This is a genomic window from Mycobacterium sp. HM-7 (assembly GCF_053852335.1).
In genome coordinates this window covers 1,963,400-1,982,237 of the sequence record NZ_CM132657.1, presented here as the reverse complement: position 1 = coordinate 1,982,237, position 18,838 = coordinate 1,963,400, and the positions used below count along the sequence as shown (strand labels likewise).

The window sequence follows — 18,838 nt, the reverse complement described above, 5'->3', positions numbered from 1 at the left end:
ATAGGGTTAGAGTTATGTCAAGTTGTTCCGCGCAAACAGAACGGTAGGGCGCCGCCACGCCGCAGCCGTGCAGGCGCGCCGAGAGTTCACGCGTTTTTTCTTCGGCCCTTGCGCACCGAGCTGCGCCGGCCGGCCGGCAAGTGATGAGCTACTTCACAGTCGGCAGGTCAGGACTGGACACGTCATAGGTGTGACCCGGCTGGGTGAGCAGCGCCCCCAATTTCAGGGCCTTCTCTTCCGTACGGTCGGTGGTCCCCCAGATGACCTCACGACCGTCGTTCAGGGTCAGGGTGACACCGGCGACCGACGGCGCCCCGACCCTGGCGACCTGGCTGAACACCTCGGGACGCAGCGACAGCAGCACCTCGAGGGCCGCCAGGGTCGCGGGGTCCTTCGGCCCGGGATTGTCGGCATCCAGGTAGGGCAGTCCCTGCGGCGGCGGTTCGGTCGCGAAATCCACGCCGTCGCGGTCGAAGAGGTGCGGGCCATCGGGGTACTCCTTGGCCGCCACCGGGACCCGCTCCAGCACCGTGATCCGCAGCGTGGACGGGTACTCCCGCTGGACCCGGGCACTGGCCACCCGCCGGATCGTGGCGACCCGTTCGGCCACCGCGTCGGTGTTGACCTGGAGCAGCGGCGTCTCCGGTTTCACCGCGGCCGCCTTCGTCACTTCGTCCTCGGTCAGCGTTCCCAGGCCGGTGACCACGGTGTGGCGGACCGCCATGATCGGCGTGAAGTACAGCACCAGGCCCAGTGCGACCGCGAGGACGGCGGCCACCGCTGACCACAGCAACAGCTTCAGCCCGCGGATGACGCCCCGGGTGGGCGCCTTCGGCTGCTCGCTGAGGCCCGCCGCCCGGCGCCGGGCTTCCTGACGCGCCTGCTCCAGGGCCCTGGCCCGGTCCAGCGCGATCCGGCGTTCCTCCCGCTCGCGCCGAGCGCGGCGACGGGGCCCCTCGTAGTCGGGTGACGCGGGATCGGCCGACGCGGAGTCCGGCGCAGCAGCCTCTTCTGCTGCGGACCCGTCTGCCGCGGCGCCCTCGATCGGCTCCGTCGTGGCCTCTGCCGCGTCGGCCGGCTCGGCCGCGTCAGGAGCGACCTCTGCCGCCCTGTCGCCCTGCGCCGCAACCGGATCCGGCTCCCCCGAGCCGTCCGCCACGGTCACGACGTGGGCCGTCCCGGAGCGGCGCGGTCAGCCTTGACCTCCAGAGCGGTCAGAATCTCGCGACCCAACAGCGTGACGTCGCCGGCGCCCATGGTGACGATGACGTCACCGGGACCGGCCTTGGCCGCCACCTGCTCAGCGACGGCGGAGAAATCCGGCACGTAATGCACCGGGGCCGAGACGTGTTCGACGATGCTCGCGCCGCTGACCCCGGCCATCGGGGTTTCCCGCGCGGCATAGACATCGAGGACGAACACCTCGTCGGCACGGTCCAGCGCCTGGCCGAATTCCTTGGCGAAAGTCTGTGTCCGCGAATACAAATGGGGCTGGAAAACGACGATGGACCGCGACGTCCCGGCCACTGCCCGCAGCGCCTCGAGTGTCGCCCGGACCTCGGTGGGATGGTGCGCGTAATCGTCGAAAACCCGGACGCCGTAAGCGGTTCCGACCGCCTCGAAGCGGCGGCGCACACCTTCGAACCCGGTGAGGCCGTCGAGCACCGCCTCCGGATCGGCGCCGACCTCCCGGGCCGCCAGCAGCGCGGCCAGGGCGTTGAGCGCCATGTGCTTGCCCGGCACCGACAGGCGCATGCCGCGGCGGTGCGGCTCCCCCGCCAGCTGGATGGCCGCCACCCCACCGGTGCCCTGCTGCTGCCAGGTCAGCAGCGTCACTTCCAGATCCGTGCGCTGTGCACTGCCCATGCCGTACCGCAGCACCCGAACACCGCGCTCCGCCGACCGCTGCGCCAGCGCCTCTGCACCCGGGTCATCGGCGCACACCACGAGCGCGCCGCCGGGGCGCAGCCGGGCCACGAAATCATCGAACACGGCGGTGTAGGCCTCGACGCTGCCGAAGTGGTCCAGGTGGTCGGCCTCGATGTTGGTCACCACCGCCACGTCGGGGGTGTACTCGAGCAGCGAGCCGTCGCTCTCGTCGGCCTCGGCGACGAAGCAGTCACCGCTGCCGTGGTGCGCGTTGGTGCCGGCCTCACCCAGGTCGCCGCCGACGGCGAACGAGGGGTCGAAGCCGCTGTGCTGCAACGCCACGATGACCATCGAGGTGGTCGTGGTCTTGCCGTGGGTGCCGGTCACCAGCACCGAGCGGTAGCCGTCCATCAGCTTCGCGAGCACGACCGGACGCATGATCACCGGGATGCCGCGCCGCTGGGCCTCCACCAGCTCCGGGTTGTCCTTCGGGATGGCGGCGTGCGTGCTGACCACGACGGTCGGGCCGCCGGGCAGCATGTCCAGCGACGACGCGTCGTGCCCGATCCGGATCGCGGCACCGCGCGCCCGCAGCGCCGCGACACCACGGGACTCCTTGGCGTCCGAGCCGGACACCTGACCGCCGCGGTCAAGCAGAATCCGGGCGATCCCGGACATGCCGGCACCGCCGATGCCGACCATGTGCACCCGAGCCAGCTCGGGCGGCAGCTCCCGCGCCGTCACCGAAGGCCCGATTCGGCCGTGAGGCCCGCGACTTCCAGGGCGATCTGCGCCACCCGCCGGGCCGCGTCGCGGTGGCCGGCCAGCGCGGCCGCCGTCGTCATCTGGTCCAGTGCGGCGGTGTCGCCCATCAAAGTTCCGATCCGTTCGGTGACGTAGTCCGGGGTCAGCTCGGCGTCGTCGACCAGTAGGCCGCCGCCGGCGTCGACCACCGGGAGTGCATTGAGTCGTTGCTCGCCGTTGCCGATCGGCAGCGGCACGTAGACCGCGGGCAGACCGACCGCGCTGACCTCGGCGACGGTCATCGCCCCGGACCGGCAGATGGCCAGATCTGCTGCCGCGTAAGCCAAATCCATGCGATCGAGGTACGGCAGGCCGACGTACGGCGGGGCACCCGGTGCGGGGTCCGGCAGTTCCAGCGTGTTCTTTCGCCCATACGCGTGCAGGACCGAAACACCTTGCGCGGCGAGGTTTTCTGCCGCGCCCGAGACAGCACGGTTCAGCGACTGCGCACCCTGGGAGCCGCCGAACACCAGGAGCACCCGGGCGTCATCGGCGAAACCGAAGAAGGCGCGGGCTTCCGCGCGCAGGGCGGCGCGATCGAGTGAGGTGATCGACTCACGCACCGGGATGCCGACGACCTCGCCACCTTTGAGACCCGAATCCGGCACCGCGGCCAGCACCCGGCGCGCCGAGCGGGCGCCGACCTTGTTGGCCCAGCCCGCACTGGCGTTGGCCTCGTGCACCACAACCGGAACGGCGCGGCGCCGGCGCAGCCCACCGCCGCGGGCGGCCAGGTAGGCGGGCAGCGAGACGTAGCCACCGAAACCCACGACGACGTCGGCCTGCACCGCGTCGAGGACGTCACGGGTCTCCCGGACGGCGGCACGGACCCGCAGCGGCAGCCGGAGTAGGTCAGCAGAAGGCTTGCGCGGCAACGGAACCGGGGTGATCAGCTGGAGGTCGTAGCCGCGTTCTGGGACGAGCCGGGTCTCCAACCCGCGGGCCGTACCGAGAGCGGTGATCCGGACGTCGGGCCGCAGCGCCACCAGCGCGTCGGCAACCGCCATCGCGGGTTCGATGTGGCCTGCGGTGCCACCTCCGGCCAGAACCACCGAGATGCCGCGAGTTCCCCGCTCATCTCGGTGCGATTCCCCGCCGCTCCGCTCGCCTGGGCCCGAACTCACACCCAATCCTGACTCACCCGTACCGCTGACCTTCCAATGTGCGGACCCGTGGGTCCGACCGGCGCGGGTCACGTCTTTGTTGACCCTTGAGGTCACCATTTTGCCTTGCACGCCGTCCGGCCCCGTCGGCCGGTACGGGGTTGCGGCGGCTCTGACCGGATCGCCGGTCCGGTTCCTCGGTACGGCGCGCGCGCTTCGGGGCGTCGGTCCGGCGCTGCCGGGCCGACGGTTCCTGCCGGGTGGGGCGGGCGGCCTTCGTGGGCTTTGCCGTCTTGGCGGGTTTGGCCTGCCGGGCGGCGGGCTTGCGGGCCGGCTTGGCCCCGGCCTTGTCTCCGCGGCCACGCAGCCGGTCCCGGGCCGAGTCCAGGGTGGTCGGCGAATACGGCACCGGCGCCGGCAGTCGCAGGATGCGGTTCATCCGGTCGTCGCGGCCCGCCCGCAGCGCCGCCACCGCCTCGGGCTCGTGGCGCGCGGCATTGGCGATCAGTCCGATCAACAGAAGTGTTGTGGCCGTTGCTGTTCCACCGGCGGAGATGAGCGGCAGCTGGATGCCGGTGACGGGCAGCAGGCCGAGCACATAGCCGACGTTGATGAACACCTGACCGACCACCCACAGCGTGGTGGTGGCGGTCAGTAGCCGCAGGAACGGGTCGACCGACCGGCGGGCAATCCGCATACCGGCGTAGGCGAACAGGCCGAACAGCGCGAGCAGGGCCGCCGCACCGATGAAGCCGAGCTCCTCACCGATGATCGCGAAGATGAAGTCGTTGTGCGCGTTGGGCAGGTAGTTGAACTTCGCGGTGCCCTGCCCCAGCCCGTCGCCGAACATGCCACCGTTCGCCAGCGCGTACTTGGCCTGCCGCGACTGGTAACCGATGCCCTGCAGGTCGGAGTCGGGGTCCAGCCAGGCCCGCACGCGGTCGGAGCGATAGCCGGCCGAGACCGCGAGCACCGCGGCAGCGCCGACTGCAGCGACCAGCGATGTGAGGAAGAGCTTCAGCGACAGACCGGCGTACCAGAGCAGACCGAGCAAGACGATGCTCACCGACACCGTCTGCCCGAGGTCCGGCTCGGCGACGATCAGGGCGAGCGCCAGCACCGCCGCGGGCAGCAGCGGGAACAGCAGTTCCTTGAGTCCGGCGTGCTCCATGCGGCGGGTCGCGAGGAGGTGCGAACCCCAGATCGCGAACGCGATCTTGGTCAGCTCGGACGGCTGCATCGAGAAGCCGGCGACCACGAACCAGCCGCGGGCGCCGTTGGACAGGTGGCCGATTCCCGGGATCAGCACCAGGGCGATCAGCACGAGGCTGACGATGAACGCCGGCAGCGCCATCCGGCGCATGAACGCGATGGGCAGCCGCAGCGCGACGTAGAACGCGATGAGGCCGATGATCGTCCAGAGGACCTGCTTGGCGAAGATCGTCCAGGGCGAGCCGTCCTCGTCGTACGAGTGCACGCCCGAGGCCGACAACACCATCGTCAGGCCCAGCGTGATCAACAGTGCCGCGCAGGCGATGACCAGGTGGAACGACGTCATCGGACGGCTCAGCCAGGCCCCGAACCGGGCCCGGGGCCCCTGCCGCTTGGGTTCGGCCGGCTTGGCCGCCGACTCCGCGGTGGCGTCTTTGGCAGCTTTGCCGGCGTCACCGGTCGGGGCCGCGTGCTGATCGTCGGGAGCCTGCGGGCTCTCGGGGCCGGCTTTGCTCCGGCGGAGCTTTGCAAGGATGTCCGGCATGTGACTACCCGACCTCGTCGTTCACATTGGTCACAAAAACCACAACTGTCCCTTGCATCCCAAAATCCTCCCCTGTCACGCCCGTCGGACGCGGCACATCCGGCGCGTGTCGCCGGAATGGAGCGATTTGCCACAGGGTGAGGATGCAATCGACCGAGTGTGCGATCAGCGCCCCTCGCGAGCGATTTTCGCGATCCGTCCGCACAGTCGCGAGGCGGGGGCGCCCGGCGAGCTGCTCGCGGCTTCGGCCTAGGCCTTCATTGCCGTGACCGCCTTGACGAGCAGGTCCTTCGCGACCTGCGGGTCGATGTCGGCCTGGACGACGGCGACGGTCTTGTCGCCCAGGACGGCGGTGTACGTGGCTTCCTCGATGGCCTTACCGTTGGCGATGATGTGCGCTTGCACGCCCATCGTCTTTGCGCCCGCGATGTCGGGGCCGGGGACCCGCTCGACCGTCGCGGTGACGCCGTCGGTCGAGTCGACGGTGAGGTGATCGCAGCCGGCATGGCCGAGTTCGCCGACGGCGTTCGCCGCCTCCGCCGCAATCACGATGATGGTGTGGGCCTCCTGGTTGCTGCCGATGAAGCCCACGGTCTTGGCACCGACGCCGGCGGGCGCGAGCGGCTTGAGCAACGACGCGCACTCGGCGGGCGTGACGACCGACGGCGGCGTGGTGGTGAGCGCGCCGACACCGGGCGCGTCCAGCTTCTCCTGGGTGACGGTGTCGGCCTCCAGATCCATCGGGTCATAACCCGGCGGCAGGCTGCTCTTGGCGCTGCCGACCTTCGAGATGTCGTACTTCGCCGCGGCCTGGCTGCCACTCCCGGACTTGCCGTCCGAACCCCCGCAGCCCGCGATCAACGCCGCACCCGACAGCACGGCAACGGGCCCGACCAGGTATTTCTCGACATTCATGGCGCGAACCCTAACAGCGGGTCCGGCACCACCGCGCAAAAGCTGGTTGTAGGCCGGGAGCCGCGTGTCTAGCGGCCGCCCGCCGACAGCCACTCGCTGTAGAACAGCGCCACGCCGAGCCCGCAGGCGATGGCGGTGAGCAACCAGAACCTGATGATCACGGTGGTCTCGGCCCAGCCGGCCAGTTCGAAATGATGATGGAACGGCGCCATCCGGAACACCCGGCGCCCCGTGGTGCGGAAGGCCAGAATCTGGACCACCACCGAGGTCACCTCAGCGACGAACAGCGCGCCGAGCACGATGGCGAGCGTCTCGGTCCGGCTGGTCACCGACAGGCCGGCGATGATGCCACCGAGCGCCAGCGAGCCGGTATCGCCCATGAAAATCTTGGCCGGCGCGGCGTTCCACCACAGGAACCCGATGCAGGCACCCGCGGTGGCGGCCGCGACCAGCGCCAGGTCCAGCGGGTCGCGCACGTTGTAGCAGCCCGGTCCCGGGCTGGTGGCACACGCGTTGCGGTACTGCCAGAACGTGATCAGCACGTACGCCGCGCTGACCATCGCCATGGCACCGGCCGCCAGTCCGTCCAGACCGTCGGTGAAGTTGACCGCGTTGGACCACGCGCTGACCAGCACCACGATGAACAGCACGAACAGCAGCGGGCCCAGGGTGACGGTCGCGATCTCGCGCACATACGACAGGCCGGCGCTCCCCGGCGTCAGCCCGTAGCCGTTGCGGAACTGCAGCACGAGCACACCGAACAGGACGGCCGACACCAGCTGACCGATGGTTTTGGCGGTCTTGTTCAGACCCAGGTTGCGAGCCCGCCGGAGCTTGATCAGATCGTCGATGAAGCCGACGGCGCCCAGCGACGTGGCCAGCGCGAGCACGAGCAGGCCCGAGGCCGACGGCCCTTCGCCGTCGACCAGCAAGCCGACGAGGTGGGTACCGAGATACCCGCACCAAATCCCGGTGACGATCGCCACGCCACCCATCGAGGGCGTGCCGCGCTTCTTCTGGTGGCTGGCCGGACCGTCCTCACGGATCTCATGGCCGAAACCCCGGCGGGTGAACAGCCGGATCAGCACCGGCGTCAGCACGATCGACACCGCGAGCGCGATACCGACGGCGAACAGGATCTGGATCATGCCTGCCCCTCCCGCGCCAGCTCCTCGGCCAGCGCGCCGAGCCCCGCGGAGTTCGAGGCCTTGACCAGCACGACATCGCCGGGCTCCAGCTCGGCGCGCAGCAAATCAAGCGCGGCGTCGGCATCGGGGACCGGCGAGACCTCGCTGCCCCACGAACCTTCCATCACCGCGCCGTGTTGCATGGCGCCCATAGTCCTCCCGGTTCCGACGACGACCAGTCGTGACACATCTAAACGCACGGCCAGTCGACCGATGCTGTCATGCTCGGCAATCGCGTCGTCACCCAGTTCGGCCATCTCGCCGAGCACCGCCCAGCTACGCACCGGCGCACCGGACTCGGCGCGCGCAGACTTGGCCATCCAGGCCAGCGCCTTGAGGCCCGCGCGCATCGAGTCGGGGTTGGCGTTGTAGGCGTCGTTCACCACGACGACGCCGTCGGCGCGGGTACTGACCTGCATGCGGTGCTTGGAGACGGGACCCGCGCCGGCGAGCGCGTCGGCCACCTGCGGCAGGGTCGCGCCGCATTCCAGCGCGACGGCGGCGGCACTGAGCGCGTTGGACACCTGATGATCGCCGTGCACCGCGAGTGCGATGTCGACCTGCTGCTCCCCCGCGTGCAGGGTGAAGCGCGGGCGGGCCAGCTCGTCGAGGGTGACGTCACCCGCCCAGAGATCGGCTCCGGGTGACCGGGACACCCGCACCACGCGGGCCCGGGTGCGCTCCGCCATGGCGGCCACGGCGCCGTCGTCGGCGTTGAGGATGACGACACCGGTCGACGGAACAGCTTGCGGCAGCTCGGATTTCGTCGCCGCGATGACGTCCCGCGAACCGAACTCGCCGAGGTGCGCGGTGCCGACGTTGAGCACGACACCGATCGACGGCGGTGCGATCGCGGCCAGCGCGGCGATGTTGCCAGGGTGCCGCGCGGACATCTCCAGCACGAGGAAGTCGGTGTCGCCGGTGGCGCGCAGCACCGTCCACGGATGGCCGAGCTCGTTGTTGAACGATCCGGGCGGCGCGATCACTTCACCCAGCGGGGCCAGTACCGCGGCCAGCAGGTCTTTGGTCGACGTCTTGCCCGACGAGCCGGTGACGCCGATAATCCGCAGTCCTCCGGCGGCCAGCCGGTCGGCCACCGCGCGGGCGAGCTTGCCCAGGGCGGCCAGCACCGCGGCGCCCGAGCCGTCGGTGTCGAACTCCAGCGCTCCCGAGGCCGAGTCAACCTGTCCGGCAACCGGTTTCACCACGATCGCCGGAACCCCGACCGGACGGGCGGCCAGCACCGCGACCGCACCGGCTGCCACCGCGCCCGCAGCGAAGTCGTGTCCGTCGGTCCGGGCTCCCGGCAACGCCAGGAACAGCCCGCCCGCGGTGACGGCCCGCGAATCGAACTCCACGGTCCCGGTCACGCGTGTCGCGGCAGCAGCCGCAGGCGAGATGTCGGACAGCTCGCCGCCGACGATGTCGGCGATCTCCGCCAGGGTCAGGTCGATCATGCGGGTGACTCCCCAGCTTTCCCGGCCGCCGCGTCCAGTGCGGCCGCCAACTCATCACGATCATCGAAGGGCCGGGTCTGACCGGCGCGGGTCTGACCCGACTCGTGGCCCTTGCCTGCGACCAGCACGGTGTCCCCCGCACGGGCCCAGCCGACGGCGTGGTCGATGGCCGCCCGGCGGTCACCGATCACCACCACCTCGGCCGTGCCATCCGCGGCCCCCGCCGCGATGGTGCCCCGGATGAGCTCGGGGTCTTCGTCGCGCGGGTTGTCGTCGGTGATCACGACGAGGTCCGCCAGTTCCGCGGCGATGCGTCCCATCGGTTCGCGCTTCCCGGCATCCCGGTTGCCGCCGGCGCCGAACACCACGGCCAGGCGGCCCCGGGTCTGCGGGCGCAGGGTCTGCAGCACCGCCTCGAGAGCGCCGGGCTTGTGCGCATAGTCAACGAGGGCCAGGAAGTCCTGTCCACGGTCGATGGGCTGCAAGCGGCCGGGGACGGTGGCGGCGGCCAGCCCGGGCGAGGCCTGCTCCGGCGTGACGCCCACCGCGTCGAGCAGCGCCACGGCCAGCAGCGCGTTGGCGACGTTGTAGCCGCCGGGCAGACCGATCCGCAGCGCGTGCCGGGCGCCGTCGGGCCCGATGGCGGTGAACTGCTGACCACCGCGGTCGGCCTCGATATCGGTGACGGTCCAGTCGGCGTCGCCCGTGGTGCTGACCGTCACCGGGTCGGCGGCCCGGGTGGCCATCTGCCGGCCCCAGTCGTCGTCGACGCACACCACCGCCACTTCGGCGTGGTTGGGCGAATCCGGTTGGAACAGCCGGGCTTTGGCGTCGAGGTAGTCGTCCATCGTCGGATGGAAGTCGAGGTGGTCGCGCGACAGATTGGTGAACCCGCCGGCGGCGAAACGCAGGGCGTCCACCCGGCCCAGCGACAGCGCGTGGCTGGACACCTCCATGACGACGGTGTCGACGCCGCGCTCGACCATGGCGGCCAGCAGCGCCTGCAGCGCCGGCGCTTCCGGAGTGGTCAGGGAGCTCGGCAGGTCGCGGCCGTCGATCCGGATGCCGACCGTGCCGATCAGTCCGGCCACCCGCCCCGCGGCGCGCAGCCCCGCCTCCACCAGATAGGTGGTCGTGGTCTTGCCGGAGGTCCCGGTGATCCCGATGACGCGCAGTCGCTCCGAGGGCCGGCCGTAGATTTCGGCGGCGATTTCGCCGAGCACGGCCCGCGGGTCGTCGTGCACCAGCACGGGGACGGACACGTCGAGCAGGTCCAGACCTGCCGGATCCGTCAGTACCGCGGCGGCGCCCGCAGCGACGGCGTCGGCGGCGAACCGCGCACCGTGTGCGGCTGAGCCCGGCAGGGCCGCGAACAGATCACCCGCGACGATGTCCCGGCTGCTCAGCGTGACGCCGGTGACCCGCAGCGCCCGGGCCTGGGCATCGGAAGGCAGCGCTGCGCCAACGTGGTCGGCCAACGAGCCCAGCGCGGCTCCGACAGGGTCAGCGGGGCGCAAGGTAGGCGAAGACATGGCCATGACACAGTACCGGGCCGGAGACGGGCACCCGGCTCGTCAGGTCGCCTGCAGGACCAACGGCGGACCGGGGTCCGGTGACAGCGGCACATTCTCCCGCTGCATCAGCCACGCGGCGATGTTGTGGAACAGCTGCGCCATGGAGTGCCCCGGCGTGCCGTCGGCGTTGCGCAGCGGGTTGTTGGCCATGATCCCGACGACGTAGCGCGGGTCGTCCGACGGCGCCATGCCGGCGAAGGTGATCCAGTAGTGGTCGTCGTCGTAGTAGCAGCCGCACGCCGGGTTGATCTGCTGGGCGGTACCGGTCTTGCCGGCCATCTGGTAGCCCTCGACGGCGCCCGGCCAGCCGGTGCCCTGCTGGGTGCCGCGCGGGTCACGCTGGAGGGTCGCGCGGAACATGTTGCGCAGCGTCGCCGCGGTCTGCGGTGACACGACCTGGACGCCCTCGGGCGCCGCCTGGTCCTGATGCGTGCCGTCGGCCGAGACGATCGACTTGACGATGCGCGGCGGGATGCGCAGGCCGTCGTTCGCGATGGCCTGGTACATGCCCGTCATCTGCAGCAGGGTCATCGAAAGGCCCTGTCCGATCGGCAGGTTCGCGAACGAGCTGCCCGACCACTGATCGATCGGCGGCACCAGACCCGCGCTCTCACCGGGCAGTCCGGACCCCGTGCGCTGGCCGAGGCCGAACTTGGTCAGCATGTCCGCGAACCGCTCCGGGCCAACGCGCTGGGCCAGCATCAGGGTGCCGATGTTCGACGACTTCCCGAAGACGCCGGTGGTGGTGTACGGGTCGACGCCATGGCCCCAGGCGTCGCGGATCGTGACGCCACCCATGTTGTAGCTGCCCGGAACCTGAAGCACCTCATCGGGATTCGAGAGCCCGAACTCGATGACCGAGGCCGCGGTGACGATCTTGTTCACCGAGCCCGGCTCGAACGGCGACGTCGCAGGCAGGTTGCCCATCTGCTTGTCGTCCTGCCGGCTCAGTTCCTGTGCCGGATCGAACGTGTTGTCGTTCGTCATGGCGAGAATCTCGCCGGTCTTCGAATCCAGGACCACCGCGGAGACGTCGTGCGCGCCGGACATGTCCTTGGCCTGCTGCACCTGCTGCTGGACGTAGTACTGGATGTCGTTGTCGAGCGTGAGCTGCACGGTGGCGCCGTTGATGGCGTCGTGCCGGTCCCGGTAGCTGCCGGGGATCACCACACCGTCCGAGCCCCGGTCGTAGGTGACCGAACCGTCTGTGCCGGAAAGCTTTGCGTCGAAGGAATCTTCGAGGCCGAGCAGGCCGTGGCCGTCCCAGCCGATGTCACCGACGACGTTGGCGGCCAGCGAGCCGCCGGGGTACTGCCGGATGTCCTGCCGCTCCGCGCCGACCTCGGGGTACTTCTTGGTGATGGCGTCGGAGATCGCCGGATCGACGGCCCGCGCGAGGTAGACGAACGAGTCCCGTCCGGTGATCTTCTTGGCCAGGGTCGCGGCGTCGGGCTTGTTGTTCAGCAGACCGGCCACACCGACCGCGATCTCGTTGAGCCGCTTGTCAGGGTCGGGGGCCGCCGGGGTCTTGGCCTTCGCCTCGGTCAGCTGCTGGCGGATCCGGTTCGGCTGGAAGGTCAGCGCGCGGGCCTCGATGGTGAACGCCAGCTTGGCGCTGTTGCGGTCGACGATGCTGCCGCGCACCGCCTTCTGCACATCGGTGACCTTGAGCTGGCTGGCCGCCTCGGCGCGCAGACCGGCGGCGCGGGGACCCTGCAGGAAGAACAACTGAACGGCCGCCGTCACCAGCACCAGCGCGATGACGATGTTGCCGGCCTTGTGCCGGAACCCGAACGAGCCGGTGCGGCCCTCGGGCACGACGGCTTCGCGGGTGCGCCGGTCATGGGCCGAATGCGGTTGAGCGGTACGCGGTTTGGCTGCGGGTTGCCGCTTGCGCGGCGCACCCGACCCACGAGCACCCGGAACGCCTTTCATACGCGGACCGGGGCGGCTCATGCGGGAAGGCCGGGGGCGGGCTGTGCCGGAAGCTGGGCTGGGACCTGCACCGGTGCAGGCGCCGGAGCCGGAGCCGGAGCGGGGGCCTGAACCTGAGCGGGTGTCTGAGCCGGGAGCTGAACCGGAGCCTGCGCGGGAAGCACGTTGTCAGGCTGCAGGGCCGGGCCGGGCAGGGTGCCGAGCCCGGGCACCGGGAGTGCCGGAGCCGCAGGCACGGGCGCTGCGAGGGCGGGGGCCGGAAGAGCCGGAGCCGCAGGCGCCGGAGCGTGCACGACCTGCTCACGCGGGTCGACCACGACGGGGGCGGGAGCAGCACCCGGAACCGGGACACCCAGCGGGGCTGGGACACCGACCGGAGCCGGGACGGGAGCGGCCGCAGGTGCCGCAACCGGCGCGGGCGCGGCGGCCGGAGCCGGGCGTGGCGCGGCAGCCGGGGCCGGCGGGGCCGCCTCGGGTAGCGGCGTGTTCAGTGGTGGCGGCGGAACCCCCTGCGCCGGCTTGGGACTGCCAACCAGCAGCCAGTTGCCGGTCGGGTCCTGCACCAGGTGCGCGGTATCGCGCGACGGGATCATGCCGAGGTTGCGGGCCGCGTCGGCCAGCGCCGGGGCGGCCTGCGCAACCAGCACGTCCCGCTCGAGCGCTTCTTTCTGTTGCTGCAGAGCCTGATTGATCTCCTTGGCCCGGCCCAACTCGTAGGACCGCTCGGCCGCGGAGGTCGACAGCCACAGGGTGACACCGAGGCCCATGCCCAACGCACCGATGATCAGCACGACGAACGGGACCCGCGCGATCAGGTGCCGCGGGTTCAGGTCCATCTCGGCGATGCGGATGAGCAGCCGCTCCCGCAGCGGGGTGCGAACAACCTTGGGCGCCTTGGCCTTGCGCGCCTTGGCCCGGGCCTTGGCTTGCGAAGCATTCTTGGGACGCGACGGTGCCGCGGTCGGCCGGCCGAACGGCGTCGTCTGCGGGCCGGCACCCGTGGGCTTGGCCCGCTGCGGCCGGACGTCCCGCTTGCCACGCTTGACGCGGGCGTCGGTCTTGTTGTCGCGCTTGGCTTCCCGCTTGCCCGCGTCGCGACGGGCCACAGGCTCGTCACCACCCCGGCGAGCCGCCACAGCGCCACCGCGGGCGGTGCGCCGGCGCGGGTCCGGGTCGGTGTCCCGCCGAGTGCTGCCGCCGCGTACCGGTGCTGGCCGCTTTGCCATCACAGACCTCCCCTTGTGGCCACTTTTTCCAGTGCGCGCAGGCGAACCGACGCGCTACGCGGATTCAATTCGAGTTCGTGTTCGTCGGCGCGCTCGGCGCCCCGGGTCAACGAGGTGAAGAGCGGCTCGTAGCCGGGCAACTCCATCGGCAGACCCTCCGGGGTACGCGATGCGATGGCTTCGGTGAAGTACCCCTTGACGATTCGGTCTTCCAGCGATTGGTAGGCCTCGACCGCGATGCGGCCGCCCGGACGCAGCGCGTCCAGCGCGGCGGGTATCGCGGCTCGCAGACAGTCCAGCTCGCCGTTGACCTCGGTGCGCAGCGCCTGGAACGTCCGCTTGGCCGGATGGCCACCGGTGCGACGCGCCGGGGCCGGGATCACCGCGTAGAGCAGCTCCACCAGTTCGGTCGTCGTGGTGAACGGGCGGCGCTCCCGTTCCCGGACGATCTCCTTGGCGATGCGGGAGGCGAACTTCTCCTCGCCGTATTCGCGCAGCACGCGGGCCAGCGTCCGGGCGTCGTAGGTGTTCAGGATGTCCGCGGCCGTCAGCCCGGTGCTCTGGTCCATCCGCATGTCCAGCGGCGCGTCCTGCGCGTAGGCGAAACCGCGCTCGGCTTGGTCGAGCTGCATCGAGGACACCCCGAGGTCGAACAGGATGCCGTCCAATTCCCCTGGGCGATAACCGGATTGGGTCAGTGCGTCATCGATGCCGTCGTACGGGGTATGCACGGGACGGAACCGGTCACCGAAGGGCGCCAGGCGCTCCCCCGCCAGCCGCAGCGCGGTCTGGTCGCGGTCGAGGCCGATGAGCGTCAGACCGGGGAATCGGGTGAGGAAGGCTTCGGAGTGGCCCCCGGCGCCCAACGTCGCGTCGATCATGACGGCGCCGGCACCGTCGGCGCTGTTGCGGGTGAGTGCCGGGGCCAGCAGCTCGACGCAGCGGTCCAGCAGCACCGGAATGTGCGGCCGACGATCGGTCAACGCAACACCCCCAAAAGGCTTCAGCTGGTGGATTTGTGCGGCCCCTGCAGCGAGGTCTCTGTCCGAGTTCGCGAACCTGACGTTGGGGAAGTACGCCAGGGCCGGTTCGGGCAGAGGCCACGCTGCACGGGCCTGCAGGTCAAAGGGTGCTGCCGAGCGCTTCATCGCTTGCCGCGGAGAAGTTCTCTTCGTGAGTTTCTTGGTAGGTCTGCCAGGCCGCGGCATCCCAGATTTCGAGGTAGTCCACCGCACCGATCACGACGCACTCCTTGATCAGGCTCGCGTAGCGACGGTGGTCACCGGACAGGGTGATGCGGCCCTGGGCGTCGGGGTGCTGCTCGTCGGCGCCCGCGGCGAAAACGCGCAGGTCGGCACGAGCGGCGGGGTCGTTGCGGGGAGTGCTCGCCACCCGGCGGGCGATCTCTTCTTCGAACTCGGCCCTCGGGTACACGGCGAGGCTGTGATCGGGACTTTTGGCGACCATCAACCCTCCTGCCAGTGCATCGCGGAACTTGGCGGGCAACGTCAGTCGCCCCTTGTCGTCGAGCTTCGGCGTGTAGGTACCCAGGAACATCTGGCACCTCCCACCACTCCGGAGTCCGGTCTCTCCGACGTCCGCCACATTACCCCACAATCCCCCACTTCTCTCCATTCAAAGTCTAAAAATGGCCTTATCCGCCCCACCTGACGCAGCAATCACGAGAACCCGGGAGGGAAGGAGGGCCGCAAATGGCCTGGATGAACACCGAAATCCCAGCTGGGCGGCCATGCGGGAGATTGGTGGGGCGTTGTGGGGAGCCGCGGAGCGCAGCCCCTGAAAATTGCGACACGCGTCGTCGCCGGCAAATTTCGCTACCGATCCGGCGTGTCGCGCGTCACACCGCCAGCGGAACCGTCAACAAATAAAAACAGGGGCAGCCGAATCGGCTACCCCTGCGTCACGCGTCAGGCTCTATTCGTCGAACCTGCGACGGAACCGGTCTTCCATGCGGTTGGTGAACGAGTTGCCGGCACGCGCCCGCTTGGACTTGCCCGACGACGGCGCCGACTTCTCCTTGGAGAGCACCCGGGGGCCGGTCACCGCGAACACGGCACCGGCAAACATCACCACGAAACCGATGACGCTCAGGATCGGGAGCTGGTCGATCCACAGAATCCGAAACGCCACACCCAGCACCAGCAACGCCAGACCCAGGACGAACAGCCCCGCGCCTTGCAGTCGCCGTCGTGCCGACGGCGCGTGCAGCGTGCCGCCCCGGACGCTCGAAGCGAACTTCGGGTCCTCGGCGTACAGCGCACTCTCGATCTGGTCGAGCATGCGCTGCTCATGATCGGAGAGTGGCATCCGCGCCTCCCAACTCACACCGCTGCCCGCAGCGGCCCCTGACGTCTGCACCCGTGGTCACGGATCCCTAACAGTCATGATACGAGGTCACACAGACACGTACCACATACTTCAGACTCCCGAATTGTAAGACTGGGACGTCGGCCGGGCGACAGCGCCTGTTCAGCAACCCGACACCGACGTTCCCTGCCGCACCGAAAGGCTCACACCGTGGCGACGCTCCTGACCGATCTGTCGCCGGCTGACATGCAGCATCGACTCGACGACGCGTTGTCCGTCTACGTCGATGCCATGCGGTACCCACGGGGTACCGAACGCCAGCGCGCCGCGATGTGGCTGGAACACACCCGCCGAGAAGGCTGGACGGGCGTCGCCGCGTTCGACGTGCAAACACCCGACGAGGCTCCGGAGGCGGCACTCCGGTCCGCACCCATGCTCGGCGTCGCCTACGGGTACCGCGGCGCACCCGATCAATGGTGGTACCAACAGGTCGCAACAGGCCTTCGGCACGTCGGCACCCCCGGCGAACGCATCGACCAGTTGATGGACGGGTACTTCGAACTCACCGAGCTGCACATCGATCCGCGGGCACAGGGTCAAGGACTCGGCGAGGCACTCACCCGCCGGCTGCTCGCCGGCGCCACGCAATCCCACGTCCTGCTGTCCACCCCGGAGGTCCTCGGCGAAGGCAACCGGGCCTGGCGGCTGTACCGCCGGCTGGGTTTCCACGACGTCATGCGCAGCTACTTCTTCCCCGGCGACCCGCGGCCTTTCGCCATTTTGGGCCGAGCCTTGCCACTCTGAACCGCTGTGACCGCCCCCATCTGGCACGATAACGGCGTGAACCGCCGCCGCCACCTGCGCGCCTTGCTGCTGTTACTGATGCTGCTCCCCCTGGCGGTCGGCTGTGTGCGCGTCCACACCTCGCTCACCATCTCGCCCGACGACCGGGTGTCCGGCCAGATCGTCGCCTCCGTGAAAGCCAAGGACGGCGACGACAAGGGCCCGCAGCTGACCAACAACCTGCCGTTCGCGCAGAAAGTCGCGGTCTCGGACTACCACAAGGACGACTACGTCGGCTCCGAGGCCGTGTTCTCGGACCTGAGCTTCTCCGAGGTGCCCCAGCTGGCCAACCTGAGCCGCGACTCGGCCGGCGCCGACATCTCCCTGCGCCGCGCCGGTGACCTCGTAATCCTCGAAGGCCGCGTCGACCTGACCACGGTGGCCGATCCGGATTCCGACGTCACGTTGTCGGTGGCCTTCCCCGGCGACGTCACATCGACCAACGGCGAGCGGGTGGCCAGCGACATCGTCCAATGGAAGCTCAAGCCCGGCGTCGTGAGCACTATGAAGGCCCAGGCCCGCTACACCGATCCGAGCGCGCGCTCGTTCACCACGGCCGCGATCTGGATGGCCGTCCTGGCCTTCGCGATCGCCGGCGTCATCGGTGGCCTCGCCTACTGGAGCCGCGACCGGTCCCCCAAGTTCGCCGCGGTGTCCGATGAGTGACTTTGTCACTGTCTCCGACCACTGACCCGGCACCCTCTAATCTGGATGCACGAATCCGGGGTCAGGAGAGGGGACGCGCACTGAGCGTCGATGCCGCAGGTCCGTCGGCTGGCGAGCTGGCGAATGCCATCACAGATCAACTGCGCGACTATCTCGCCGAGCGCCGGCGGGACAGCGCCTACATCGGCGACGCCTATGCCGATGTGACGGGGGCACTCGAAGAATTCGTGCTCCGCGGCGGCAAGCGGGTCCGCCCGGCGTTCGCCTACTGGGGCTGGCGCGCCGTCGCACCCGACCCGGGACACCCCGCCGACCCGGGGGTGCTGCGCCTGTTCTCCGCACTCGAGCTGCTACAGGCCTGTGCGCTGGTCCACGACGACGTCATCGACTGCTCGGCGACCCGGCGCGGCCTGCCGACGGTGCACCGGCTGTTCGCCGAACGACACCGTCAGCAGGGCTGGCGTGGCTCGTCGGAGCAGTTCGGGCTGTCCGCGGCCATCCTGCTCGGCGACCTCGCCCTGTCCTGGGCGGACGACGTGATCTCGAACGCCGACCTGTCCGCCGACGCGCGGCGACGCGTCAACGAGGTGTGGGCGCACATCCGTACCGAGGTCCTCGGCGGGCAGTACCTCGACATCGTCGCCGAATCCAGCGGCGCCGACACCGTGGCCTCGGCCATGAACGTCAACCTCTACAAGACCGCGTCGTACACCGTCACCCGGCCGTTGCAGCTGGGCGCCGCGGCGGCTGCCGACCGGCCCGACGTACAGAAGATCTTCCATGCGGTCGGCACCGACCTGGGCATCGCGTTCCAGCTGCGTGATGACGTGCTCGGAGTCTTCGGTGACCCGGCGGTCACCGGCAAGCCGTCGGGTGACGACCTGCGATCCGGCAAGCGGACCGTGCTGCTGGCCGAGGCCGTCGAACTGGCTGGGAACTCCGACCCGGCCGCAGCGGACCTGCTGCGCACCTCGATCGGCACCGATCTGACGGACGGACAGGTGGGTGAACTCTGCGGCGTGATCGAGGCCGTGGGCGCGCTGAGCGCCGTCGAACAGCGCATCGCGCTGCTCACCGAACGCGGACTGGACGCGCTCGCGGCGGCGCCCATCGACGACGGCGCCAAGGCCGGACTCACCGAACTCGCCCGCCGGGCGTCGAACCGGTCCGCGTAG

The 18,838-nt window shown here is 70.0% G+C and carries 16 protein-coding genes; 3 read left to right on the top strand and 13 right to left on the bottom strand.

Translation table 11 applies throughout. The features are described from left to right. Positions 1–148 precede the first annotated feature (148 nt). From ACWW1C_RS09490 to ACWW1C_RS09430, 13 genes are all read right to left on the bottom strand, one after another. Positions 149–1,165 (bottom strand): cell division protein FtsQ/DivIB, encoded by a 1,017-nt coding sequence (locus ACWW1C_RS09490; RefSeq protein ID WP_455983194.1) that lies wholly within the window; start codon positions 1,163–1,165, stop codon positions 149–151. Then, complete coding sequence (murC, locus tag ACWW1C_RS09485; RefSeq protein ID WP_455984213.1) at positions 1,162–2,571, bottom strand: UDP-N-acetylmuramate--L-alanine ligase; 1,410 nt, start codon at positions 2,569–2,571, stop codon at positions 1,162–1,164. The genes ACWW1C_RS09490 and murC overlap by 4 nt, the downstream gene beginning before the upstream one ends. Before the next feature lie 38 nt (positions 2,572–2,609). Continuing rightward, a complete protein-coding gene (murG, locus tag ACWW1C_RS09480; RefSeq protein WP_455984212.1) occupies positions 2,610–3,680 on the bottom strand; it encodes an undecaprenyldiphospho-muramoylpentapeptide beta-N-acetylglucosaminyltransferase in 1,071 nt (356 codons plus the stop codon). Positions 3,681–3,810: 130 nt separating this feature from the next. Further along, a complete protein-coding gene (gene ftsW / locus ACWW1C_RS09475; RefSeq protein ID WP_455983193.1) occupies positions 3,811–5,532 on the bottom strand; it encodes a putative lipid II flippase FtsW in 1,722 nt (573 codons plus the stop codon). 249 nt (positions 5,533–5,781) lie between these two features. Further along, positions 5,782–6,447, bottom strand: coding sequence for a DUF5642 family protein (locus ACWW1C_RS09470; protein WP_455983192.1), 666 nt, complete (start codon positions 6,445–6,447; stop codon positions 5,782–5,784). A gap of 68 nt (positions 6,448–6,515) precedes the next feature. After that, positions 6,516–7,595 (bottom strand): phospho-N-acetylmuramoyl-pentapeptide-transferase, encoded by a 1,080-nt coding sequence (mraY, locus tag ACWW1C_RS09465; protein ID WP_455983191.1) that lies wholly within the window; start codon positions 7,593–7,595, stop codon positions 6,516–6,518. Continuing rightward, positions 7,592–9,091, bottom strand: a complete 1,500-nt coding sequence (locus ACWW1C_RS09460; RefSeq protein WP_455983190.1) for a UDP-N-acetylmuramoyl-tripeptide--D-alanyl-D-alanine ligase — start codon at positions 9,089–9,091, stop codon at positions 7,592–7,594. The genes mraY and ACWW1C_RS09460 overlap by 4 nt, the downstream gene beginning before the upstream one ends. Next, positions 9,088–10,629 (bottom strand): UDP-N-acetylmuramoyl-L-alanyl-D-glutamate--2,6-diaminopimelate ligase, encoded by a 1,542-nt coding sequence (locus ACWW1C_RS09455; protein WP_455983189.1) that lies wholly within the window; start codon positions 10,627–10,629, stop codon positions 9,088–9,090. The genes ACWW1C_RS09460 and ACWW1C_RS09455 overlap by 4 nt, the downstream gene beginning before the upstream one ends. 36 nt (positions 10,630–10,665) lie before the next feature. Next, the gene (locus tag ACWW1C_RS09450) at positions 10,666–12,600 is read right to left on the bottom strand and encodes a peptidoglycan D,D-transpeptidase FtsI family protein (RefSeq protein ID WP_455983188.1); all 1,935 of its coding nucleotides are present in this window, start codon (positions 12,598–12,600) and stop codon (positions 10,666–10,668) included. A 17-nt stretch (positions 12,601–12,617) separates the two neighbouring features. Next, positions 12,618–13,826 carry a hypothetical protein gene (locus tag ACWW1C_RS09445; protein ID WP_455983187.1) on the bottom strand — a complete coding sequence of 403 codons (1,209 nt, stop codon included), beginning with the start codon at positions 13,824–13,826 and terminating at the stop codon, positions 12,618–12,620. Further along, positions 13,826–14,974, bottom strand: a complete 1,149-nt coding sequence (gene rsmH / locus ACWW1C_RS09440; protein WP_455983186.1) for a 16S rRNA (cytosine(1402)-N(4))-methyltransferase RsmH — start codon at positions 14,972–14,974, stop codon at positions 13,826–13,828. The genes ACWW1C_RS09445 and rsmH overlap by 1 nt, the downstream gene beginning before the upstream one ends. Beyond that, positions 14,949–15,383, bottom strand: a complete 435-nt coding sequence (mraZ, locus tag ACWW1C_RS09435) for a division/cell wall cluster transcriptional repressor MraZ (protein WP_455983185.1) — start codon at positions 15,381–15,383, stop codon at positions 14,949–14,951. The genes rsmH and mraZ overlap by 26 nt, the downstream gene beginning before the upstream one ends. A 378-nt stretch (positions 15,384–15,761) precedes the next feature. Further along, on the bottom strand, positions 15,762–16,154 hold the full coding sequence (locus tag ACWW1C_RS09430; RefSeq protein WP_455983184.1) for a DUF3040 domain-containing protein: 393 nt from the start codon (positions 16,152–16,154) through the stop codon (positions 15,762–15,764). A gap of 210 nt (positions 16,155–16,364) precedes the next feature. Between ACWW1C_RS09430 and ACWW1C_RS09425 the strand changes: the two genes are divergently transcribed. The 3 genes from ACWW1C_RS09425 to idsA2 all read left to right on the top strand — a co-directional run bounded on the left by ACWW1C_RS09425 (position 16,365) and on the right by idsA2 (position 18,838). Beyond that, positions 16,365–16,958, top strand: coding sequence for a GNAT family N-acetyltransferase (locus ACWW1C_RS09425; RefSeq protein ID WP_455983183.1), 594 nt, complete (start codon positions 16,365–16,367; stop codon positions 16,956–16,958). A gap of 78 nt (positions 16,959–17,036) precedes the next feature. Beyond that, positions 17,037–17,663, top strand: coding sequence for an LppM family (lipo)protein (locus ACWW1C_RS09420; RefSeq protein ID WP_455984211.1), 627 nt, complete (start codon positions 17,037–17,039; stop codon positions 17,661–17,663). A 116-nt stretch (positions 17,664–17,779) separates the two neighbouring features. Then, complete coding sequence (gene idsA2, locus ACWW1C_RS09415) at positions 17,780–18,838, top strand: bifunctional (2E,6E)-farnesyl/geranyl diphosphate synthase (protein WP_455984210.1); 1,059 nt, start codon at positions 17,780–17,782, stop codon at positions 18,836–18,838.